The organism is Burkholderia sp. HMSC10F09 (assembly GCF_001806955.1).
Classification (GTDB): domain Bacteria; phylum Pseudomonadota; class Gammaproteobacteria; order Burkholderiales; family Burkholderiaceae; genus Burkholderia; species Burkholderia multivorans.
Genome location: NZ_KV786707.1, coordinates 1 through 21,080, shown reverse-complemented (window position 1 = coordinate 21,080; position 21,080 = coordinate 1). Strand labels below are relative to the sequence as shown.

General features: G+C 68.1%; 21 protein-coding genes. 16 read left to right on the top strand and 5 right to left on the bottom strand.

Annotated elements, in window-relative coordinates:
* Positions 1 to 49 precede the first annotated feature (49 nt).
* The 12 genes from HMPREF3115_RS14075 (at position 50) to iscX (ending at position 9,219) form a co-directional block, all read left to right on the top strand.
* On the top strand, positions 50 to 772 hold the full coding sequence (locus HMPREF3115_RS14075; protein ID WP_006409547.1) for a (Fe-S)-binding protein: 723 nt from the start codon (positions 50 to 52) through the stop codon (positions 770 to 772).
* 34 nt (positions 773 to 806) lie between these two features.
* Complete coding sequence (locus HMPREF3115_RS14070) at positions 807 to 2,219, top strand: lactate utilization protein B (RefSeq protein WP_006408173.1); 1,413 nt, start codon at positions 807 to 809, stop codon at positions 2,217 to 2,219.
* A 129-nt stretch (positions 2,220 to 2,348) separates the two neighbouring features.
* Positions 2,349 to 2,576, top strand: coding sequence for a hypothetical protein (locus tag HMPREF3115_RS14065; RefSeq protein ID WP_006408174.1), 228 nt, complete (start codon positions 2,349 to 2,351; stop codon positions 2,574 to 2,576).
* 101 nt (positions 2,577 to 2,677) lie between these two features.
* On the top strand, positions 2,678 to 3,160 hold the full coding sequence (locus HMPREF3115_RS14060) for a low molecular weight protein-tyrosine-phosphatase (RefSeq protein ID WP_070554819.1): 483 nt from the start codon (positions 2,678 to 2,680) through the stop codon (positions 3,158 to 3,160).
* Between the two features lie 117 nt (positions 3,161 to 3,277).
* Positions 3,278 to 3,817 carry a Fe-S cluster assembly transcriptional regulator IscR gene (gene iscR, locus HMPREF3115_RS14055; RefSeq protein WP_006401955.1) on the top strand — a complete coding sequence of 180 codons (540 nt, stop codon included), beginning with the start codon at positions 3,278 to 3,280 and terminating at the stop codon, positions 3,815 to 3,817.
* Between the two features lie 61 nt (positions 3,818 to 3,878).
* On the top strand, positions 3,879 to 5,102 hold the full coding sequence (locus HMPREF3115_RS14050) for an IscS subfamily cysteine desulfurase (protein ID WP_006401954.1): 1,224 nt from the start codon (positions 3,879 to 3,881) through the stop codon (positions 5,100 to 5,102).
* Between the two features lie 70 nt (positions 5,103 to 5,172).
* Positions 5,173 to 5,580 (top strand): Fe-S cluster assembly scaffold IscU, encoded by a 408-nt coding sequence (gene iscU, locus HMPREF3115_RS14045; protein WP_006401953.1) that lies wholly within the window; start codon positions 5,173 to 5,175, stop codon positions 5,578 to 5,580.
* A gap of 62 nt (positions 5,581 to 5,642) precedes the next feature.
* The gene (iscA, locus tag HMPREF3115_RS14040; protein ID WP_012213076.1) at positions 5,643 to 5,966 is read left to right on the top strand and encodes an iron-sulfur cluster assembly protein IscA; all 324 of its coding nucleotides are present in this window, start codon (positions 5,643 to 5,645) and stop codon (positions 5,964 to 5,966) included.
* A 94-nt stretch (positions 5,967 to 6,060) separates the two neighbouring features.
* Positions 6,061 to 6,588 (top strand): Fe-S protein assembly co-chaperone HscB, encoded by a 528-nt coding sequence (gene hscB, locus HMPREF3115_RS14035; protein WP_012213077.1) that lies wholly within the window; start codon positions 6,061 to 6,063, stop codon positions 6,586 to 6,588.
* Between the two features lie 54 nt (positions 6,589 to 6,642).
* Positions 6,643 to 8,511, top strand: a complete 1,869-nt coding sequence (gene hscA, locus HMPREF3115_RS14030; RefSeq protein WP_070554817.1) for a Fe-S protein assembly chaperone HscA — start codon at positions 6,643 to 6,645, stop codon at positions 8,509 to 8,511.
* Positions 8,512 to 8,600: 89 nt separating this feature from the next.
* Entirely contained in the window at positions 8,601 to 8,942 is a 342-nt protein-coding gene (gene fdx, locus HMPREF3115_RS14025) for an ISC system 2Fe-2S type ferredoxin (protein ID WP_006401949.1), read from the top strand.
* Positions 8,943 to 9,009: 67 nt separating this feature from the next.
* Positions 9,010 to 9,219 (top strand): Fe-S cluster assembly protein IscX, encoded by a 210-nt coding sequence (iscX, locus tag HMPREF3115_RS14020; RefSeq protein WP_006408177.1) that lies wholly within the window; start codon positions 9,010 to 9,012, stop codon positions 9,217 to 9,219.
* Between the two features lie 103 nt (positions 9,220 to 9,322).
* On the opposite strand, the gene HMPREF3115_RS14015 is transcribed toward iscX, so the two are convergent.
* The 5 genes from HMPREF3115_RS14015 to HMPREF3115_RS13990 form a co-directional block, all read right to left on the bottom strand.
* Positions 9,323 to 10,045, bottom strand: coding sequence for a glycine zipper 2TM domain-containing protein (locus HMPREF3115_RS14015; RefSeq protein WP_006412884.1), 723 nt, complete (start codon positions 10,043 to 10,045; stop codon positions 9,323 to 9,325).
* Positions 10,046 to 10,405: 360 nt separating this feature from the next.
* Positions 10,406 to 11,932 carry a lysine--tRNA ligase gene (gene lysS / locus HMPREF3115_RS14010; protein ID WP_070554815.1) on the bottom strand — a complete coding sequence of 509 codons (1,527 nt, stop codon included), beginning with the start codon at positions 11,930 to 11,932 and terminating at the stop codon, positions 10,406 to 10,408.
* A gap of 72 nt (positions 11,933 to 12,004) precedes the next feature.
* A protein-coding gene (gene prfB, locus HMPREF3115_RS30895) for a peptide chain release factor 2 (protein WP_100085614.1) occupies positions 12,005 to 13,109 on the bottom strand; the annotation gives its coding sequence in 2 pieces (ribosomal slippage) (positions 12,005 to 13,027 and positions 13,029 to 13,109; 1,104 coding nt in all).
* Positions 13,110 to 13,244: 135 nt separating this feature from the next.
* Entirely contained in the window at positions 13,245 to 14,942 is a 1,698-nt protein-coding gene (gene recJ / locus HMPREF3115_RS13995; protein WP_070554813.1) for a single-stranded-DNA-specific exonuclease RecJ, read from the bottom strand.
* 17 nt (positions 14,943 to 14,959) lie between these two features.
* Positions 14,960 to 16,024, bottom strand: a complete 1,065-nt coding sequence (locus HMPREF3115_RS13990; RefSeq protein ID WP_125902537.1) for a regulator — start codon at positions 16,022 to 16,024, stop codon at positions 14,960 to 14,962.
* A gap of 164 nt (positions 16,025 to 16,188) precedes the next feature.
* On the opposite strand from HMPREF3115_RS13990, the gene HMPREF3115_RS13985 reads away from it, so the two are divergent.
* The 4 genes from HMPREF3115_RS13985 to HMPREF3115_RS13970 all read left to right on the top strand — a co-directional run.
* On the top strand, positions 16,189 to 17,442 hold the full coding sequence (locus tag HMPREF3115_RS13985; RefSeq protein ID WP_006408181.1) for a lipoprotein-releasing ABC transporter permease subunit: 1,254 nt from the start codon (positions 16,189 to 16,191) through the stop codon (positions 17,440 to 17,442).
* Positions 17,435 to 18,193 carry a lipoprotein-releasing ABC transporter ATP-binding protein LolD gene (gene lolD, locus HMPREF3115_RS13980; RefSeq protein WP_081000562.1) on the top strand — a complete coding sequence of 253 codons (759 nt, stop codon included), beginning with the start codon at positions 17,435 to 17,437 and terminating at the stop codon, positions 18,191 to 18,193. Before HMPREF3115_RS13985 ends, lolD begins: the two co-directional genes overlap by 8 nt.
* Before the next feature lie 79 nt (positions 18,194 to 18,272).
* The gene (locus HMPREF3115_RS13975) at positions 18,273 to 19,061 is read left to right on the top strand and encodes a TatD family hydrolase (protein ID WP_006408183.1); all 789 of its coding nucleotides are present in this window, start codon (positions 18,273 to 18,275) and stop codon (positions 19,059 to 19,061) included.
* A 57-nt stretch (positions 19,062 to 19,118) separates the two neighbouring features.
* A partial coding sequence (locus HMPREF3115_RS13970) for a DNA internalization-related competence protein ComEC/Rec2 (RefSeq protein ID WP_070554821.1) occupies positions 19,119 to 21,080 on the top strand: 1,962 nt, incomplete at its 3' end.

The following is a 21,080-nucleotide window of genomic DNA, read 5'->3' as shown; positions in this document are numbered from 1 at the left end:
TGTCGGCCAAACGGCGGATAATGAGGGCCGTTTTCCCGGAGGAGCGCGTATGCGAGTCGGTTTGTTCGTGACCTGTCTGGTCGATCTGATGCGTCCCGAAATTGGTTTCTCGGCGCTCAAGCTGATTCGCGACGCGGGCTACGAGGTATTCGTGCCGCCCGCGCAGACGTGCTGCGGCCAGCCTGCCTACAACTCGGGCGAGCGCGCGCTCGCGCGCGACCTCGCCGAAAAGATGCTGCGCGAGTTCGAGCAGTTCGACTATGTCGTCGCGCCGTCCGGGTCGTGCGGCGGGATGATTCGCGCGCACTACGGCGACCTGTTCCGCGACGATCCGGAGCTGATGGCCCGCTATGCGCGGCTGCAGCCGAAGGTCTACGAGCTGACCGATTTCCTCGTCAACGTCGCGAAGGTCGCGCTGGCGCCCGGCGAGTTCGCGGGGCCCGTGACCTATCACGACTCGTGTTCCGGGTTGCGCGAACTCGGCGTGAAGGCGCAGCCGCGCGCGTTGCTTGCGCAGCGCGGCGTCGCGGTCACCGAGATGAAGGACTGCGAGCATTGCTGCGGCTTCGGCGGCACGTTCGCGGTCAAGTACGGCGACATTTCGGCGGCGATCGCGGACGAGAAGTGCGCGAACGTACGCGCGTCGGGCGCCGGCACGGTCGTGCTCGGCGATCTCGGCTGCATGCTGAACATCGAAGGGCGGTTGCGCCGTACCGGCGACCGCGATACGCGCGTGCTGCACGTCGCGCAGGTGCTGGCGGGCGACGTCTGACGCCCGGTTCCGCTCACTTTCCCCCGATACCGCGATGCAAGTCCAATCGATGCACTTCAAGGCGCGCGCCGGCCAGAAGCTGGCGGATCAGCGTCTGCAGCAGAACCTGAAGAAACTGTCGACGAAGTTCGTGTCCGCGCGCGCGGACGCGATGACGGCGATCGACTTTCCGGCGACGCGCGCGGCGCTGAAGGCGCGCCGCAACCGCGCGCTCGACAATCTCGACGTGTGGCTCGAGGCCTTCGAGCGCGAGGCGACGCGCCGCGGCACGACCGTGCTGTTCGCGGAAACGACGGCCGACGCGGCGCGGCTCGTCGCCGACATCGCGCGCCGTCACGACGTGAAGAAGGTCATCAAGACGAAGTCGATGGTGTCCGAGGAAATGCACGTGAACGCGGTACTCGCCGAGATGGGCGTGCAGTCGATCGAGACGGACCTCGGCGAATACATTCTGCAGATCAACGACAACGAGCCGCCGAGCCACATCATTGCGCCGGTCGTCCACAAGGACAAGGACGAAATCGCCGATCTGTTCGCGCGCACGCACCGGCGCGAGCGGCTGACCGAGATCCCGGACATGACGCGCGAGGCGCGCGAGATGCTGCGCCCGCACTTCCTGTCGGCCGACATGGGCGTGACAGGCGGCAACTTCGTGATCGCGGAAACCGGCTCGGTCGCGCTCGTCACGAACGAGGGCAACGAGGGGATGTGCACGGTGATGCCGCGCGTGCATGTCGCGGTGACGGGCATCGAGAAGGTGCTGCCGACGCTCGAGGATCTCGCGACCGCGATGCGCTTGCTGCCGCGCTCCGCGACCGGCCAGAAGACGTCGAACTATTTCTCGCTGCTGACGGGCCCGCGCGGGCCCGGCGACGAGGACGGCCCCGAGCACAACTACGTCGTGCTGGTCGACGGCGGACGCACCGGCCTCATCGGCGGCGAATTCCAGGAAATGCTGCGCTGCATCCGCTGCGGCGCGTGCATGAACCATTGTCCCGTGTATCAGAAGGTCGGCGGCCACACCTACGGATGGGTGTATCCCGGCCCGATGGGATCGGTGCTGACGCCGAGCTACGTGGGGCTCGACCGCGCGCTCGACCTGCCGCAGGCGGCGACGCTCTGCGGCGAATGCGACAGCGTGTGCCCGGTCGGGATTCCGCTGTCGCACCTGCTGCGCACGTTGCGCGAAAAGCAGGTGGAGCGTCACCTGCGGCCGTGGCGCGAACGCGCGGCGCTTGCCGCGTGGGGCTTCCTCGCGCGCCGTCCGATGCTGTACGCGCTGACGACGAAGCTGGCGGTGCGGATTCTCGAGCGGCTCGGCGGCGACGGCGGGATGCTGCGACGGCTGCCGATGATGGGCGGCTGGATGGACACGCGCGACATGCCGACGCCGACGGGGCGCACGTTCCGCGAGCTGTACGCGGCGTCGCAAAGCCATCTCGGCTGATACTGTTCATCGCGACGCAACACTGCATTCACTATTTGCGTATTTATCCTGATAGATGCGGTCTATAGAATACGTCCTGTAGTCCCCGGAATCGGGTTTCCGGGGCATCAGGTCAACGAGGTCCGCATCATGAGAAAGACAATAGCGACGTACTGGCCGCTTGCAATCGTCGTACCGCTTGCAGCGGCCGCTTATCTGCACGCGATGGACAACGCGCCGTCGCGCGGTCCGGTCGCGGTTCATCAGGCTTCCGCCGAACTGGCGCGCGCCGTGTCGTTCGGTCTCGTCGGCGACGCGTCGCAGCCGTTGCCGGCCGCCTCCGGCGACGTCGTGCTCGCCGCCCCGAAGACGCTGTAGTACAGGTCGCCGTCGCATGGCGCGACGGCGCGATCTCGGGCGCCTTTGTATAATGGCGCGTTCTTCCTCCACGCGGTCCGCCGCGGCTTTCCGATAGTGCGATGACCCGCGTTGCGATCTGTTTCGTCTGTCTCGGCAACATCTGCCGCTCGCCCACCGCGGAGGGCGTCATGCGGCATCGGGTCGACGCGGCAGGGCTGGCCGACCATATCGAGATCGATTCGGCCGGCACCGGCGACTGGCACGTCGGCGAGCCGCCCGACACGCGCGCGCAAGCCGCGGCGCGCACGCGCGGCTACGATCTGTCGACGCTGCGTGCACGGCAGGTGAGCGCCGACGATTTCGAGCGCTTCGACCTGCTGCTCGCGATGGACGAAGCCAATCTCGCGGAATTGCGGCGGCGCTGCCCGTCCGCGCATCGCGACAAGGTGCGCTTGCTGATGGAATTCGCGCCCGACGCGACCGAAACCGAGGTGGCCGATCCGTATTTCGGCGGCGCGCAGGGCTTCGAACAGGTGCTCGACCAGGTCGAGCGCGCGTGCGAGGGCCTGCTCGACACGCTGCGCGCGCGCATCGCCCGCTGATCGCGGCGCGGTATTCAGCGATCTGCGAATACCCTGCCGAAGACATGGATACTTGACTAAAATCGTCAAATATTTATACTTGACCAAAATCGTCAAGATTGCAGTCCCCTAGACACCATGAGACTCACCACCAAAGGCCGTTTCGCCGTCACGGCGATGATCGACTTGGCACTGCGCCAGGAGCAGGGCCCGGTGACGCTTGCAGGCATCAGCCAGCGCCAGCGGATTTCGCTCTCGTATCTCGAACAGCTGTTCGGCAAGCTGCGCAGGCATGAAATCGTCGAATCCGTGCGCGGCCCGGGCGGCGGCTACAACCTCGCGCGCCGCGCGCAGGACGTGACCGTTGCCGACATCATCATCGCGGTCGACGAACCGCTCGACGCGACGCAATGCGGCGGCAAGGGCACGTGCGACGGCTCGAAGCAGCCGGACGGCCACTGCATGACGCATGAGCTGTGGTCGACGCTGAACCAGAAAATGGTCGAATACCTCGATTCCGTGTCGCTGCAGGATCTCGTCGATCAGCAGCGCGCACGCGAAGGCGCGCCCGCGGTGCTGCGCGACCGGCGCGCGCCGGAGCCCGTCGCCGCGCCGGCCGAGCCGGTGCGCACGATGCCGCTCGGTCCCAATTCGGTGTTCAACATCGCGAGTTCGTGAGCGCGAACCGCGCCACACCCTATAACGCATATCGTCCCTGCACAGAATCCCGGAGCGACAGATGACTCAACAGACCCTCCACCTGCCCATCTACATGGATTACAGCGCCACGACGCCCGTCGATCCGCGCGTGGTCGACAAGATGGTGCCGTACCTGCGCGAACAGTTCGGCAACCCGGCGTCGCGCAGCCATGCGTACGGCTGGGATGCCGAGCGCGCGGTCGAGGAGGCGCGCGAGCAGGTGGCCGCGCTCGTGAACGCGGATCCGCGCGAGATCATCTGGACGTCCGGCGCCACGGAATCGGACAACCTTGCGATCAAGGGCGCCGCGAACTTCTACAAGGGCAAGGGCAAGCACATCATCACGGTGAAGACCGAGCACAAGGCCGTGCTCGACACGTGCCGCGAGCTCGAGCGTGACGGCTTCGAAGTCACGTATCTCGACGTGAAGGAAAACGGACTGCTCGACCTCGACGTGTTCAAGGCCGCGCTGCGCCCCGACACGATCCTCGTGTCCGTGATGCACGTGAACAACGAGATCGGCGTGATCCAGGACATCGAGACGATCGGCGAGATCTGCCGCGAGAAGGGCATCGTGTTCCACGTCGATGCCGCCCAGGCGACCGGCAAGGTCGAAATCGATCTCGCGAAGCTGAAGGTCGATCTGATGTCGTTTTCGGCGCACAAGACGTACGGCCCGAAGGGCATCGGCGCGCTGTACGTGCGTCGCAAGCCGCGCGTGCGCATCGAAGCGCAGATGCACGGTGGCGGCCACGAGCGCGGCATGCGTTCGGGCACGCTGCCGACGCACCAGATCGTCGGCATGGGCGAAGCGTTCCGCATCGCGCGCGAAGAAATGGCGACCGAGAACGAGCGCATCCGCATGCTGCGCGACAAGCTGCTGCGCGGCCTGTCGCAGATCGAGGAAACGTACGTGAACGGCGACATGGAGCACCGTATCCCGCACAACCTCAACATCAGTTTCAACTTCGTCGAAGGCGAGTCGCTGATCATGGCGATCAAGGACGTCGCGGTGTCGTCGGGTTCCGCCTGCACGTCGGCGTCGCTGGAGCCGTCGTACGTGCTGCGTGCGCTCGGCCGCAACGACGAGCTCGCGCACAGCTCGATCCGCTTCACGGTCGGCCGCTTCACGACGGAGCAGGAAGTCGACTACGTGATCGAACTGCTGAACAGCAAGATCGCGAAGCTGCGCGAGCTGTCGCCGCTCTGGGAAATGCACCAGGAAGGCATCGATCTGTCGACGATCGAATGGGCCGCACACTGAGCACCGCATATCGAACATACCCGCGGGCGGATTCGCGCACGCAGACGTAACGAGTCAAGGAGTCTGAGTCATGTCTTACAGCAACAAGGTTCTGGATCACTACGAAAACCCGCGCAACGTCGGTTCGTTCGCGAAGGACGACGATGCGGTCGGCACGGGCATGGTCGGCGCGCCGGCCTGCGGCGACGTGATGAAGCTGCAGATTCGCGTCGGCGCGGACGGCGTGATCGAAGACGCGAAGTTCAAGACCTACGGCTGCGGTTCCGCGATCGCATCGAGCTCGCTCGTCACCGAATGGGTGAAGGGCAAGACGCTCGACGAAGCGCTCGCGATCAAGAACACGCAGATCGCCGAAGAACTCGCGCTGCCGCCGGTGAAGATCCACTGCTCGATCCTCGCGGAAGACGCGATCAAGGCAGCCGTGGCCGACTACAAGAAGCGCCACGACACGAAGCAGGACGATCAGGCAGCGGCCTGACGCATCGAGCGGCTTGTGAAGGGAATCGCGGCGTGCCGACGGCGCGCCGCGGCAAGGACATCATGGCAATTACACTGACCGAAAAAGCAGCACAGCACGTCCAGAAATACCTGGTCCGTCGCGGCAAGGGCCTGGGCCTGCGGCTCGGCGTTCGCACGACCGGGTGCTCGGGGCTCGCGTACAAGCTCGAGTATGTCGACGAGCTTGCCCCCGAGGATCAGGTGTTCGAGAGCCATGGCGTGAAGGTCGTCGTCGACCCGAAAAGCCTCGCGTATATCGACGGCACCGAGCTCGACTTCGCGCGCGAAGGCCTGAACGAAGGATTCAAGTTCAACAACCCGAACGTGAAGGACGAGTGCGGCTGCGGCGAATCCTTCCGCGTCTGACGCGGATCTCCGCGCGACGCGGGCAAGAGGCGGCACGGGCCGCCTTTTTAATGGGCGGCGTTCGCCGCACGACGAACCGGAATTGAACGCGACGATGGTCTCGCTGAAAGACAGCCATTTCGATCTGTTTCATCTGCCGGCGCAGTTCGCGCTCGACGAAGCGGCGCTCGACGCCGCCTATCGGGCCGTGCAGACGCAGGTGCATCCGGACCGCTTCGCCGCGGCCGGCGACGCGCAGAAGCGCATCGCGATGCAGTGGGCGACGCGCGCGAACGAAGCGTACCGGACGCTGCGCGATCCGTTAAAGCGCGCGACCTATCTGCTGTCGCTGCGCGGCGTCGACATCGGCGCGGAGAACAACACCGCGATGGAGCCCGCGTTCCTGATGCAGCAGATGGAATGGCGCGAAAGCATCGAGGACGCCGCGGCAGCCCGCAACGTCGATGCGCTCGACGCCCTGCTTGCGGAACTGCGCGACGAGAAGCGCGCGCGTCTCGAGCGGCTCGGCACGCTGCTCGACAGCGGCGCCGATCAGGCAGCCGCCGAGGCCGTGCGCCAGCTGATGTTCATCGAGCGCGTCGCGTCTGAAGTGGGCGCGCAGATCGAGCGCCTCGAAACTTAACCGCGTGCCTCGCGGCACGCGCAGCAAACGGGCCGAGCGCCCGAACGAACCAAGATGGCTTTACTGCAAATTTCCGAACCGGGCATGGCGCCGGCGCCGCACCAGCGGCGGCTCGCCGTCGGGATCGATCTCGGCACGACGAACTCGCTCGTCGCGGCCGTGCGCAACAGCGTGCCCGAAGTGCTGCCGGACGACGCGGGCCGCGTGCTGTTGCCGTCCGTGGTCCGTTATCTCGAGAACGGCGGCCGCCGTATCGGCCACGACGCCAAGGCGCAGGCCGCCACCGATCCGCGCAACACGATCGTGTCGGTCAAGCGCTTCATGGGGCGCGGCAAGGCCGAAGTCGAAGGGGCGGCGAACGCGCCGTACGAATTCGTCGATGCGCCGGGCATGGTGCAGATCCGCACGGTCGACGGCGTGAAAAGCCCGGTCGAGGTGTCGGCCGAGATTCTCGCGACGCTGCGGCAACGTGCCGAAGACACGCTCGGCGACGAGCTCGTCGGCGCCGTGATCACGGTGCCGGCCTACTTCGACGACGCGCAGCGTCAGGCCACGAAGGATGCCGCGCGGCTCGCCGGCCTGAACGTGCTGCGTCTGCTGAACGAGCCGACCGCGGCGGCGATCGCGTACGGTCTCGACAATGCGGCCGAAGGGCTCTACGCGGTCTACGACCTCGGCGGCGGCACGTTCGACCTGTCGATCCTGAAGCTCACGAAGGGCGTGTTCGAAGTGCTGGCGGCGGGCGGCGATTCCGCGCTCGGCGGCGACGATTTCGATCACGCGCTGTTCGATCACGTGCTCGCGCAGGCCGGTCTCGACGCGAAGACGCTCGCGCCCGAAGACGTGCGCCTGCTGCTCGATCGCGTGCGCGTGCTGAAGGAGGCGCTGTCGTCGGCACCCGAGGCGGCGCTCGACGTCACGTTGTCGAACGGCACGCATCTCGCGCAGACGATCTCGCACGACACGTTCGCGACGCTTGTCGAGCCGCTCGTGCAGCGCACGCTGACGCCGACGCGCAAGGCGCTGCGCGATGCGCAGGTGACGCCGGCCGACATCAAGGGCGTGGTGCTCGTCGGCGGCGCGACGCGCATGCCGGTGATCCGCGAGGCGGTCGCGAAGTATTTCGGCCAGCCGCCGCTCGTCAACCTCGATCCGGACCAGGTCGTCGCGCTCGGCGCGGCGATCCAGGCCGATCTGCTCGCCGGCAATCGCGGCAGCGGCGACGACTGGCTGCTGCTCGACGTGATTCCGCTGTCGCTCGGCGTCGAGACGATGGGCGGACTCGTCGAGAAGATCATTCCGCGCAATTCGACGATTCCGATCGCACGCGCGCAGGAATTCACGACGTTCAAGGACGGCCAGACCGCAATGGCGATTCACGTCGTGCAGGGCGAGCGCGAGCTCGTCGCCGACTGCCGGTCGCTTGCGCGCTTCGAGCTGCGCGGCATTCCGCCGATGACGGCCGGCGCCGCGCGCATTCGCGTCACGTATCAGGTCGATGCGGACGGGCTGCTCTCGGTGTTCGCGCGCGAACAGCATTCGGGCGTCGAGGCGTCGGTCGTCGTGAAGCCGTCGTACGGCCTCGCCGACGACGACATTGCGAAGATGCTCGAGGACAGCTTCAAGACGGCCGAAGTCGACATGCGCGCACGTGCGCTGCGCGAGGCGCAGGTCGAGGCCGAGCGAATGATCGAGGCGACGCAGGCCGCGCTCGCGGCCGACGGCGAACTGCTCGAGGCGGCAGAGCGCGCGGAAATCGATGCGCGCGTCGCGGCGCTGCGCACGATCGCGCAGGGCGACGACGCGGACGCGATCGAAGCGGCGACCAAGGCGCTCGCCGACGGCACCGACGAATTCGCGGCGCGCCGGATGGACAAGAGCATCAAGCGCGCGCTGTCGGGCCGGCGGCTCGACGAGATCTGAACGAACGACGACTCGCGCGCGGGCCCGACGGCCCGCGCGATATTGAACCGTGCGGCGCGCGTCGCCGCACTCTGACTGACGGAACGGACATGCCTCAACTGGTGGTGCTGCCTCACGTCGAACTGTGCCCGGACGGCGCGGTGATCGACGCGACGCCCGGCAAGAGTATTTGCGACAACCTGCTCGACAACGGCATCGAGATCGAGCACGCGTGCGAGAAGTCGTGCGCGTGTACGACCTGCCACGTGGTGATCCGCGAAGGCTTCAACGAACTCGATCCGTCCGAGGAGGACGAGGACGATCTGCTCGACAAGGCGTGGGGGCTCGAACCGACGTCGCGCCTGTCGTGTCAGGCGATCGTCAAGGAGGATTCGGATCTGGTGGTCGAGATTCCGAAGTACTCGATCAATCACGCGAAGGAAAATCACTGACGGACGGGCGGGGCGACAGGCGGCCTGTCTGCCGGGCCGGCCCGCCATCGATACGGGAGAGCAGGCCATGAAATGGACCGATTCGCGCGAAATCGCGATCGCGCTTGCAGACAAGCATCCGGATGTCGATCCGCAGCGGATCAATTTCGTCGATCTGCGCGCGTGGGTGATCGCGCTCGACGGGTTCGACGACGATCCGAACCGCTCCGGCGAGAAAATCCTCGAAGCGATCCAGGCGCACTGGATCGACGAATCGGACTTCGACGACGAAGACTGACGTCCCCGCGCTTCGCGCAAAAGAAACGGCTCGTGACTTGCGTCACGAGCCGTTTTTTATTGTCTCAGCGCGTAGCCGCCCGCCGTGCGGGCGGCCGCGACGATCATGCACCGACCAGCGTGCCGTTCTCGACGCGTACGCGCTGACCCTGGCCGAACGGCGGCGGGTTGCGGTACGTGAACGTGCGCGTCGCGCCGTTCTCCATCTGCACTTGCACCTGATAGTCGGTTTCCGCGCGAACCTGCTTCTCGACCTGGTTGCCGGCGAGACCGCCGCCCAGCGCGCCGATGATCGTCATCGCGGTGCGGCCGTTGCCGTGCCCGAACTGGTTGCCGAGCAGGCCGCCCGCGGCCGCGCCGCCGATCGCGCCGATACCCGAGCTCTGGCCGGCCGTACGCGTCTGCGTGATCGCGACGACCGTGCCGCACGACTGGCAGTACGCGGCCTGCGCGGGCGCGGACGGCTGCTGTGCATACTGCGGCGGCTGCGGCGCCGGCGTATGGCGACGGTGAACCGGGCGCGGCGCCGGCTTCGGCTCGGGCTGAGCGGCCGCGGCCTTGTGCTGCGCGGCCTGTTCGGCCGCCTGCTGCTGCGCCTGCGCGGCGAGCGCGGCGCTTGCGGCCGCCGCCGTATCGACGGCCGGCTGCGAGGCGATCAGCGCGGCCTGGGTCTGCCCGTTCTGCTCGCCGGTACTGTTCGCTTTCGGGAATACGCCCGTGATCGCGGCCGTTGCCGCGAGACTCGCGACGATCACGGCACCCGCGGCCGTGGCGATCAGCGGATGAAGGCGTTGCTTTTGCGGTGTGGTCTGATTCTGATTGTCCATTTTGGCTCTCCGAGGGTCGATCCGCGTTGCGCAGCAGCGCTGAAGCGGATCCCACGCGTCGGGATCGATCGGACGCGGCGTGCATGCCGCCGTGCCGGCCCCGTTGCAATGCGTGGTGACGCATCGGGAGTGTCGTCCACGCGCAAACGGCGTGCCGTATCAAGGTGTAACGAATTGCAGCGATCGCGCCCGTATGCCGGGGCGGCGAAGGAGAGGGCGGCCGGGCGCGCGCGACGCCGGTGAAGCGAATAAAACGGGGGAGGATCGAGGGCCGGCGCGTCTCGGCCAGCAGGATTTACGCGCCGTTACAAAGCTGACGCGCGTGCGCCGCAGCGGCGGCGCACGCAACCGCGTCAACGGTCAGTCTTCGCGGCGCAGGTGCGGGAACAGCAGCACGTCGCGGATCGTCGGGCTGTCGGTCAGCAGCATGACGAGACGGTCGATGCCGATCCCGCAGCCGCCGGTCGGCGGCATCCCGTATTCGAGCGCGCGGATATAGTCGGCGTCGAAGTACATCGCTTCCTCGTCGCCCGCATCCTTCTGCTCGACCTGCTTCTTGAAGCGCGCGGCCTGATCTTCCGGATCGTTCAGCTCCGAGAAGCCGTTCGCGATCTCGCGGCCGGTGATGAACAGCTCGAAGCGCTCGGTGATGCCCGGCACCGTGTCCGATGCGCGTGCAAGCGGCGACACTTCGACCGGGTAGTCGATGATGAACGTCGGCTCCCACAGCTGCGATTCGGCCGTTTCTTCGAACAGCGCGAGCTGCAGCGCGCCGATGCCGGCGTTCAGGAACGCGGGCTGCGTGACGTCGACGCCGAGGCGCTTCAGTTCGCTGCGCAGATACGCGTCGTCGGACAGCTGACCGTCGGTGTACTGCGGCGCGTATTTCTGGATCGCCTGCGTGATCGTGAGCCGATGGAACGGCTTCGCGAGGTCGAGCTCGCGGCCCTGGTACTGGATCGTCGCGGTGCCGAGCGCGTCGATCGCGGCCTGGCGAATCAGCTGCTCGGTGAAGTCCATCAGCCAGCGATAGTCGGTGTACGCGGCGTAGAACTCCATCATCGTGAATTCCGGGTTGTGGCGCGGCGACACGCCTTCGTTCCGGAAATTGCGGTTGATCTCGAACACGCGCTCGAAGCCGCCGACGATCAGCCGCTTCAGGTACAGCTCCGGCGCGATGCGCAGGAACATCTGCATATCGAGCGCATTGTGATGCGTGACGAACGGCTTCGCCGCGGCGCCGCCCGGAATCGGATGCAGCATCGGCGTCTCGACTTCCATGAACTCGGCATCGCTCATGAACTTGCGGATCGATGCGATCGTCTTCGTGCGCGCACGGAACGTGTCGCGCGTCTCCGGCGTGACGATCAGGTCGACGTAGCGCTGCCGATAGCGCATTTCCTGGTCGGACAGGCCATGGAATTTGTCGGGCAGCGGACGCAGCGCCTTCGACAGCAGCCGAAGCTCCGTGCACTTGACCGACAGCTCGCCCTTGTTGGTGCGGAACAGCACGCCGCGCGCCGCGACGATGTCGCCGAGGTCCCACTTCTTGAACGCGTCGTAGGTTTCTGCGCCGACGTCGTTCGGCGTCACGAAGAACTGGATCTGGCCCGAACCGTCCTGCACGGTCGCGAAGCTCGCCTTGCCCATCACGCGCTTGAGCATCATCCGGCCCGCGACGGCGACCTCGAACGGGTTCGCTTCGAGCGCTTCCTTGTCCGACTCGGCGAATTTCGCCTGCAACTCGGCCGCGCGGTGCGTCGGGCGGAAGTCGTTCGGATAGGCGACGCCTTGCTCGCGCAAGGCGCGGAGCTTGTCGCGGCGTTCGGCGATGATCTGGTTTTCGTCCGCCGAGACGGCGGGCTGCGTTTGGGTCGGTTCGGTCATGATGGTCGGAATTCGGAATGGGTGCGGCAACGCAAACGGGAAGGGCGGCGCGGCCCGGCCGCGCCGCGGCGCTTACACGCCCTGTTTGAGGCTCGCGCTGATGAAGTCGTCGAGATCGCCGTCGAGCACCGCCTTCGTGTTGCTCATTTCGACGTTCGTACGCAGATCCTTCACGCGGCTCTGGTCGAGCACGTACGAGCGGATCTGGTGACCCCAGCCCACGTCGGTCTTGCTCGATTCGAGCTTGTCCTGCTCGGCCTGGCGCTTGCGCAGCTCGGCTTCGTACAGGCGCGACTTCAGCATCGCCATCGCTTCCGCGCGGTTGCGGTGCTGCGAGCGGTCGTTCTGGCACTGCACGACGATGCCGGTCGGCATGTGCGTGATCCGCACCGCCGAGTCGGTCTTGTTGATGTGCTGGCCGCCCGCGCCCGATGCGCGGTACGTGTCGATCCGCAGGTCGGCCGGGTTGATCTCGACTTCGATCGAGTCGTCGATTTCCGGATAGACGAACACCGACGAGAACGACGTGTGACGGCCGCCCGACGAGTCGAACGGCGACTTGCGCACGAGCCGGTGGATGCCGGTTTCGGTGCGCAGGTAGCCGTATGCGTATTCGCCCGACACCTTGATCGTCGCGTTCTTGATCCCGGCGACGTCGCCGTCGGATTCTTCGAGCACTTCGGCCTTGAAGCCCTTGCGCTCGCAGTAGCGCAAGTACTGGCGCAGCAGCATCGACGCCCAGTCGCAGGCTTCGGTGCCGCCGGCGCCGGCCTGGATGTCGATGAAGCAGTTGTTCGGGTCGGCCGGGTTCGAGAACATCCGGCGGAATTCGATGTCGGCGACGCGCGCTTCGAGCTTCGCGGCGTCCTCTTCGGAGGCGATGAGCGTGTCTTCGTCGCCTTCCTCGCGTGCAAGCTCGAACAGGTCGAGCGCGTCGCGCAGGTCGTTATCGAGTTCGGTGAGCGTCGTGACGACGCCTTCGAGCAGCTTCTTTTCGCGGCCGAGCGCCTGGGCGTTCTTCGAATCGTTCCAGACGTTCGGGTCTTCGAGTTCCTTGTTGACTTCGGTCAGACGCGCTGCTTTGGCGTCGTAGTCAAAGATACCCCCGAAGCTCGCCCGCGCGCGTGCGCAGGTCGAGCAGGGAGCTTTCGATCGCGTTGAGACGTTCCGCTTCCATGATCGTTTCGCTTTTCGTGCTTCGTAAAAAAGCGGAATTATAGCCGATCGGCAGAGGCTCCCGGTGGCGCCGATCGAATGCGGGCGGCCGCGGCGGGCCCGTCCGGCGCGGCATCGCGCCAGGCCGCGGTGCCCGTCACGCGTCCGCGTGCTCGACGATCAGCTGCACGCGCGTGACGCCGTTCCACGTGTCGGCGACGAGCCGATACGCGAGCAGCGCGCTCGCCGGCAGCGGCTCGGTCCGGTTGAACCAGATCGCGTTGAAGCGCTGGCGCCCGCGCGCGAGCTGCAGCTTCAGGTGCTTGTCCTTCACGAGGCTTTGCGACACGACGTCGAACTCGCCCGAGAAAAGCGGGGCCGGAAAGCCCTGGCCCCAGACCGCCTCGTCGAGCAGGCCGACGAACTGCGGCGTGAAGTACGCGTCCTCGAGTTCGCCGTCGGTCTCGATCACGCGCGCGAGCGCGTCGTCGGACAGCCATTCGCGAGCGACGGCCTCGAACGCGGCGGCGAAGCGCGGCACGTCGTCGGTGTCGAGCGTGACGCCGGCTGCCATCGCATGGCCGCCGAACGCGACGAGCAGGTCCGGCTCGCGCTTCGAGACGAGGTCGAGCGCATCGCGCAGATGGAAGCCCGGAATCGATCGCCCGGAGCCCTTCACGCGCGTGCCGTGCTCGTCCGCGTGCGCGAACGTGAACGATGGCCGGTGGAACTTCTCCTTGAGCCGGCCGGCGACGATGCCGATCACGCCCTGGTGCCATTCGGGATTGAACAGCGTGATCGAGCACGCATCGGCCGGATCGACGTCCGCGAGATCGGCGAGCGCCTGCTGCTGCATGCCGGCCTCGATCTCGCGCCGTTCGCGGTTCATCGTGTCGAGCTGCTGCGCGAGCGCCCAGGCGCGGCCGATGTCGTCGGTGATCAGGCATTCGATGCCGAGCGACATGTCGGAGAGCCGGCCGGCCGCGTTCAGCCGCGGGCCGAGGCCGAAGCCGAGATCGAAGCCCGACGCGGTGCGGGCGTCGCGTCCTGCCGCGCGGAACAGCGCGGCGATGCCCGGCTGCATGCGGCCGTTGCGGATGCGCTGCAGCCCCTGCGCGACGAGCACGCGGTTGTTGCCGTCGAGCCGGACGACGTCGGCGACGGTGCCGAGCGCGACGAGGTCGAGCAGCCCGTCGAGGCGCGGCTCGGCGGCCTTGCTCGCGAATGCGCCGCGGCGACGCAGCTCGGCGCGCAGCGCGAGCAGCACATAGAACATCACGCCGACACCCGCGATGTGCTTGCTCGGAAACGCGCAGCCGGGCTGGTTCGGATTCACGATCGCGCGCGCGGGCGGCAGTGCTTCGCCGGGCAGATGGTGGTCGGTCACGAGTACGTCGATGCCGCGCGCGTTCGCCGCTTCGACGCCGGCGACGCTCGCAATGCCGTTGTCGACGGTGATCAGCAGGTCGGGCTTGCGCGCGGCGGCCAGCTCGACGATTTCGGGCGTGAGCCCGTAGCCGTATTCGAAGCGGTTCGGCACCAGGTAGTCGATCTGCGCGCCGAACATGCGCAGCCCGCGCACTGCCACCGCGCAGGCGGTCGCGCCGTCGCAGTCGTAGTCGGCGACGACGAGCAGGCGCCGCTTCTCGGCGATCGCGTCGGCGAGCAGCGCGGCGGCGTCGGCGCAGCCTTTCAGTTCGGTCGGCGGGACGAGGCGCGCGAGCGCCGTCTCGATGTCGGCGGGCGATTGCACGCCGCGCGACGCGTACAGGCGCGCGAGCACCGGATGCAGGCCGTGGCGCGCGAGCGCTTCGGCGTCGGCGGGCGCGACGGGACGGGTAACGATGCGGGTCATTCGGTATCGGGTGGGGCTTATTCGAACAGGGAGGCGAGCGCGCGGCGGCGCCAGAACTTGCGCAGTGCGCCGCGCGTCGCGCGCAGCGTGGCCGAACTCGTGTCGCCGCACAGCGTGACGTCGATACCGGCCAGTTCGCCGCGCTGCAGGGCGGCGAGCGCCGGCGCGAACCAGTCGCGCTCGAGCGCGGCGAGCGCATCGTGCCAGCGTGCCCAGTCCTGTTCGATAAACGGGGTAGTGAGGGGCGTCAGCTCGACGAGCGTCGCGCCCTCGGCGGCCGGCAGCGCATCGAATGCGCGGGGCGGCGCGCCGCCATCGATGCCGGCTGCACGCGCGAGGCCGAGTGCGGCCGGCGACGCGGACAGCACGCGCGCGAACGGCTTGCCGACCGGTTTCAGCGTGCCCTGTGCGTGGAACCAGATCGAATTGACGGCGGGCAGCCCGCGCGCTTCGCGCGCTTCGTTGACCGGGTGCTGGAACCACGCCATCTGCACTTCGTTCTGCAGCTTCATCCACATCCGCGAGCGCTCGCCGGTGTGCGCCTCGTGCGGCAGCCAGATCTCGATGTTGCGGCCGCTCGCGCGCAGCGGCGCCGCGCCGGCCAGATGCGCGAGCTGATCGCTCGACAGATACCAGCGCGCCGGCGTCGGCGCTTCGACGCGCACGCCGAGCTCCTCGATCAGCGGCCGTGCGACGGCGAGCAGCGCGGCGGCGTCGCCGTCGTCGAGCGCGAGCGCGGCCGGGTCGACGAGCACCAGATGGTCGTGCGCGATTTCGACGTGAACGGGCTCGACGCAGGCCCACGGCTGCGTGCCGGGCTCGCCGCCGTCGGCGAGCAGCATGTAGGGCGCGAGCGGCGCCTCGTCGGCGGCGCTGCCGTGCGTCGCGCCGAACTGGCGCGCCAGCCAGCGCTCGTGCGGCAGCGTGCGCTGGAAGTCCTCGCCGGCCACGCGCTCGACGACGCTCGCGCGCGCGAGCAACTTTTCGAGCGCGGGACTGTCCAGCGTGTGCAGGGGCGAGGCCGCATCGGCCGCCGACGGCAGCGCGAACGGAACGAGAAAATGGAGGCGTCGGTCGTGCATGATGCTGCGCATTGTATGGCAAACTGCGCGCGTGATCGGGCCGGCCGACGGCCCGATCGCGTCCGGCGGCCGTTTTTCGACCCGCGTCCGCGGCCGGCGGCGTTGCCGCCGCAGCGTGCCGCGCGCCGGCCGCCCTCCCGCCGTAACCAGCAGAAAGGATTCGCTTGAAACTTCCGTACGAATGGCAAATCGGCTGGCGCTACACGCGCGCCGGCAAACGCACGACCGGCAACGGCTTCATTTCCTTCATCGCGCTCGTCTCGATGCTCGGGATCGCGCTCGGCGTCGCTGCGCTGATCGTCGTGCTGTCGGTGATGAACGGCTTCCAGAAGGAAGTGCGCGACCGCATGCTGTCGGTGCTCGCGCACGTCGAGATCTTCTCGCCGACGGGTTCGATGCCCGACTGGCAGCTGACCGCGCAGGAAGCGCGCCGCAACCCGTCGGTGATCGGCGCCGCGCCGTACGTCGAAGCGCAGGCGCTGCTCACGCGCCAGGATGCGGTGAGCGGCGTGATGCTGCGCGGCATCGAGCCGTCGCTCGAACCGCAGGTGTCGGACATCGGTAAGGACATGAAGGCCGGGCAACTGAGCGCGCTGGTGCCGGGCCAGTTCGGCATCGTGCTCGGCGACGCGCTCGCGGGCAATCTCGGCGTGAGCGTCGGCGACAAGATCACGCTCGTCGCGCCCGAAGGTTCGATCACGCCGGCCGGGATGATGCCGCGGCTCAAGCAGTTCACGGTCGTCGGCGTGTTCGAGTCCGGCCACTACGAATACGACAGCACGCTCGCGATGATCGACATCCGCGACGCCGAGGCGCTGTTCCGGATGTCCGCGCCGACCGGCGTACGGCTGCGGCTCAAGGACATGCAGAAGGCGCCGCAGGTCGCGCTCGAGCTGTCGCATACGCTGTCGGGCAGCCTCTACATCCGCGACTGGACGCAGCAGAACAAGACCTGGTTCTCGGCCGTGCAGATCGAGAAGCGGATGATGTTCATCATCCTCACGCTGATCATCGCGGTGGCGGCGTTCAACCTCGTGTCGTCGCTCGTGATGACGGTCACCAACAAGCAGGCCGACATCGCGATCCTGCGCACACTCGGCGCGCAGCCCGGCTCGATCATGAAGATCTTTGTCGTGCAGGGCGTGACGATCGGCTTCGTCGGCACGGCGTCGGGCGTCGCGCTCGGCTGCCTGATCGCGTGGAGCATTCCGTGGCTGATCCCGATGATCGAGCATCTGTTCGGCGTGCAGTTCCTGCCGCCGTCCGTGTATTTCATCAGCGAGCTGCCGTCCGAACTCGTCGCGAGCGACGTGATCAAGATCGGCCTGATCGCGTTCGCGCTGTCGGCGGTTGCGACGCTCTATCCGAGCTGGCGCGGCGCGAAGGTGAAGCCGGCGGAGGCGCTGCGCTATGAATGATCGCGCCACCGCCTTCGCGGATTCACGACAACACCTCAAACAGGATTCGGCAGGTATGCAGGAATACGTGCTTCAGGCGCGCGGCATCACGAAAGCGTTCGTGCAGGGCGGCTTCAACGTGCAGGTGCTCAACAACACGGAACTCGCGGTGCGGCGCGGCGAGAAGCTCGCGGTGGTCGGCGCGTCGGGCTCCGGCAAGAGCACGCTGCTGCACGTGCTGGGCGGCCTCGACGAGCCGAGCGCGGGCGAGGTCTCGCTGCTCGGCAAGCCGTTTACGCAACTGGCCGAACGCGAACGCAACGACCTGCGCAATCGCGCGCTCGGCTTCGTGTATCAGTTTCACCATCTGCTGCCGGAATTCAGCGCGCTCGACAACGTCGCGATGCCGCTGCGCATCCGCCGGATGACGACCGAAGACGCACGCGAGCAGGCACGCGCGATGCTCGAACGCGTGGGGCTCGGCCCGCGTGCGAAGCATCGGCCCGGCGAGCTGTCGGGCGGCGAGCGGCAGCGCGTCGCGATCGCGCGCGCGCTGGTGACGAAGCCCGCCTGCGTACTGGCCGACGAGCCGACCGGCAACCTCGACGGCACGACGGCCGACACGGTGTTCAACCTGATGCTCGAGCTGTCCGAGACGCTCGACACGAGCTTCGTGATCGTCACGCACGATCCGGAGCTTGCCGCGCGCTGCGACCGCACGATGCGGCTGCGCGACGGCGTGCTGCACGAGGAGCCGGCGCTGCCGGTGTAAACGACGAACGCCCGCGTGCCGGGCCTGCCGCGTGCGGCTCGGCGCGGCGGCGCGGCGCACGGGATGCAGGAGTGCCGACATGTGGATCGACACGCATTGTCATCTCGATGCCGCCGAATTCGACGGCGACCGCGACGCGGTCGCGCACGCGGCACGCACGGCCGGCGTGTCGCGCATCGTGATTCCGAGCGTCGGGCGCGACAATTTCACGACCGTGCGCGAGCTCGCGCACCGCACGCCGGGCGCCGTCTATGCGCTCGGCATTCATCCGCTGTTTACGCCGCAAGCGCGCGACGAGGATCTCGACCGGCTGCGCATGGAGATCGAGGCGAGCATCGACGATCCGCGCTTCGTCGCAATCGGCGAAATCGGCCTCGACTATTTCGTGCCGGGCCTCGACGAGGACCGGCAGCAATTCTTCTATCAGGGGCAGCTGCGGCTCGCGCGCGAATTCGACCTGCCGGTGCTGTGCCATGTCCGCAAGTCGCAGGATCGCGTGCTCGCGGGCCTGCGGCGCGCGGGCGTGCGGCGCGGCATCGCGCATGCGTTCAACGGCAGCTTCCAGCAGGCCGAAGCGTATCTCGCTCATGGCTTGCATCTCGGTTTCGGCGGCAACGTGACGTTCGAGCGCGCGCGGCAGATCCGCCGGCTCGCGACGCAGTTGCCGCTCGACGCGATCGTCGTCGAGACCGACGCGCCCGACATCGCGCCCGAATGGGCATACAAGTCGCGCAACACGCCCGACCAGATTCCGCGCATCGGCGACGTGCTCGCCGAACTGCGCGGCATCGACGCGCACGCGCTGTCCCTATCCACTTCGGCTAACGCGCTCGCCGCGCTGCCGCGCCTCGCGCTTTCGTCCGCATAATCGTTGCCGCAGGGCGCCGCATGCGCAAGCGCGGCGCCGGTTCGGCAAGGAGGCGGGATGCGTGGGTGGTGGATGGCGTTTGCGCTCGGCGTCGTTGTGCTGCAGCGGCAGGCGGCATTGCCCGGCCCGCGCATGTGGGCGGCCGGCGCGGCGGTGCTGGGCGCCTGCGCGGCGCTGTACCTGGCACGTCGGCGCTGGCGGCGCTGCGCGAAGGGTGTGCCGGGATGGACACTGTGTGCGGTCGCGGCGTGCGTGTCGGGGTTCGGCTACGCGGCCGCGCGCGCCGAATGGCGGCTGCGCGACGTGCTGCCGGTCGAATGGGAGCGGCGCGACATCGTCGTGACGGGCGTGATCCGGGGGCTGCCGATTGTCGACGAAACGGGCGCGCGATTGCTGTTCGCAGTCGAGTCGAATGACGCGCGGCTCGCGCGGTTCCCGCCGTTGATCCGCCTATCGTGGCGAAACGATCGCGCGCCGGCCGTGCCCGACTTTCGCGCCGCGCAGCGCTGGCAGTTCGTCGTGCGCCTGAAGCGCCCGCACGCCGAGGCGAATCCCGGCGTGCGCGACGCCGAGGCCGCATGGCTCGCGGCCGGCATTCGCGCGGTCGGCTACGTGAGCGCGCCGTCGCGCGCGGTGCTGATCGATGCGCGCGCATCGGGCTGGCGCGCGTCCGTCGACCGGCTGCGCGACATATTGCGTGCACGCATCGCCGCGGCGCTCGGTGACGACGCGCGACATCGCGGCATCGTCGCCGCGCTCGCGATCGGCGACCAGTCGGCAATCGGCGACGACGACTGGCGCGTGCTGCGCGATACCGGCACGAGTCATCTGGTCGCGATCTCGGGGCTGCACGTCGGGCTGGTCGGCGCACTGGCGGGCGCGCTCGCGTCGGCGGTGTGGCGTCGGTTGCACCGGCGCGGGCGGGCCGCGACGCTCGCGGTGCCCGCACCGTACGTCGCCGCGCTGGCGGCGCTTGCCGCGGCCGGCGGCTACGCGGCGCTAGCGGGATTCAACGTGCCCGCGCAACGCGCGTGGTGGATGATCGCCGCGGGCGGCGTCGCGTATCTGGCCGGCCGCAGCGTGCCGACGTCCGCGGTGCTGTGCGCGGCGCTCGGCGGCGTGCTGCTCGCCGATCCGTGGGCCGTGCTGTCGGCCGGCTTCTGGCTGTCGTTCGGTGCGGTCGCGGTGATCCTGCTGTCCGTGGCCGGCTGGCGCGCGGTACGCGAACACGACAGCGAGGGTGAACCGCCCGGCGTCATGCAGCGGCTGCATGGGTGGACCATGCGTGCGCTGCACCGCCTCGCGGACGCCGCGCGCGTGCAGTATGCGGTGACGATCGGCCTCGCACCGCTGACGGCCGCATGGTTCGCGCAGATCTCGCTGTCGGGGCCGCTCGGCAACGCGCTCGCGATTCCGTGGGTCAGTTTCGTCGTGACGCCTACCGTGCTTGCCGGCCTCGTGCTGCCCGCGCCGCTCGACGCGGCGATGCTGCGGCTCGCGCATGCGTCGCTCGAACCGATGATGGCGCTGCTGGCACGGCTTGCCGCGTGGCCGGCCGGCGTGATGTGGCTGCGCATGCCGGACGCGCCCGTGCTCGTGCTCGCGTGCGTCGGCGTCGTCTGGATGCTGATGCCGCGCGGCTGGCCGTTGCGCTGGGCGGCGCCGCTCACGTGGCTGCCGCTCGTCGCGCCCGCGCCCGACGCACCGCCGATCGGCGCGTTCCGGCTGACCGTGCTCGACGTCGGGCAGGGCACGTCGGTGCTCGTCGAAACGGCGCGCCGCACGCTGCTGTTCGATGCGGGGCCGGGCGCCGAATCGACGCACGCCGGGCAGCGGATCGTCGCGCCGTCGCTGCGTGCGCGCGGCATCCGCACGCTCGATACGCTCGTGCTGAGTCACGCGGACAGCGACCATACGGGCGGCGCGTCGGCCGTCTACGGCGCGGCCGAGGTGCGGCAGCTGCTGGCCGGCATTCCGGCCGGCCACGCGCGATGGCGCGACGCGCAGGCGGCCGGCGTG

Coding starts and splice junctions, on each gene's coding strand:
- HMPREF3115_RS14075 (WP_006409547.1), top strand. CDS start 50: ATGCGAGTCGGTTTGTTCGTGACCTGTCTGGTCGATCTGATGCGTCCC.
- HMPREF3115_RS14070 (WP_006408173.1), top strand. CDS start 807: ATGCAAGTCCAATCGATGCACTTCAAGGCGCGCGCCGGCCAGAAGCTG.
- HMPREF3115_RS14065 (WP_006408174.1), top strand. CDS start 2,349: ATGAGAAAGACAATAGCGACGTACTGGCCGCTTGCAATCGTCGTACCG.
- HMPREF3115_RS14060 (WP_070554819.1), top strand. CDS start 2,678: ATGACCCGCGTTGCGATCTGTTTCGTCTGTCTCGGCAACATCTGCCGC.
- iscR (WP_006401955.1), top strand. CDS start 3,278: ATGAGACTCACCACCAAAGGCCGTTTCGCCGTCACGGCGATGATCGAC.
- HMPREF3115_RS14050 (WP_006401954.1), top strand. CDS start 3,879: ATGACTCAACAGACCCTCCACCTGCCCATCTACATGGATTACAGCGCC.
- iscU (WP_006401953.1), top strand. CDS start 5,173: ATGTCTTACAGCAACAAGGTTCTGGATCACTACGAAAACCCGCGCAAC.
- iscA (WP_012213076.1), top strand. CDS start 5,643: ATGGCAATTACACTGACCGAAAAAGCAGCACAGCACGTCCAGAAATAC.
- hscB (WP_012213077.1), top strand. CDS start 6,061: ATGGTCTCGCTGAAAGACAGCCATTTCGATCTGTTTCATCTGCCGGCG.
- hscA (WP_070554817.1), top strand. CDS start 6,643: ATGGCTTTACTGCAAATTTCCGAACCGGGCATGGCGCCGGCGCCGCAC.
- fdx (WP_006401949.1), top strand. CDS start 8,601: ATGCCTCAACTGGTGGTGCTGCCTCACGTCGAACTGTGCCCGGACGGC.
- iscX (WP_006408177.1), top strand. CDS start 9,010: ATGAAATGGACCGATTCGCGCGAAATCGCGATCGCGCTTGCAGACAAG.
- HMPREF3115_RS14015 (WP_006412884.1), bottom strand. CDS start 10,045: ATGGACAATCAGAATCAGACCACACCGCAAAAGCAACGCCTTCATCCG.
- lysS (WP_070554815.1), bottom strand. CDS start 11,932: ATGACCGAACCGACCCAAACGCAGCCCGCCGTCTCGGCGGACGAAAAC.
- recJ (WP_070554813.1), bottom strand. CDS start 14,942: ATGACCCGCATCGTTACCCGTCCCGTCGCGCCCGCCGACGCCGAAGCG.
- HMPREF3115_RS13990 (WP_125902537.1), bottom strand. CDS start 16,024: ATGCACGACCGACGCCTCCATTTTCTCGTTCCGTTCGCGCTGCCGTCG.
- lolD (WP_081000562.1), top strand. CDS start 17,435: ATGAATGATCGCGCCACCGCCTTCGCGGATTCACGACAACACCTCAAA.
- HMPREF3115_RS13975 (WP_006408183.1), top strand. CDS start 18,273: ATGTGGATCGACACGCATTGTCATCTCGATGCCGCCGAATTCGACGGC.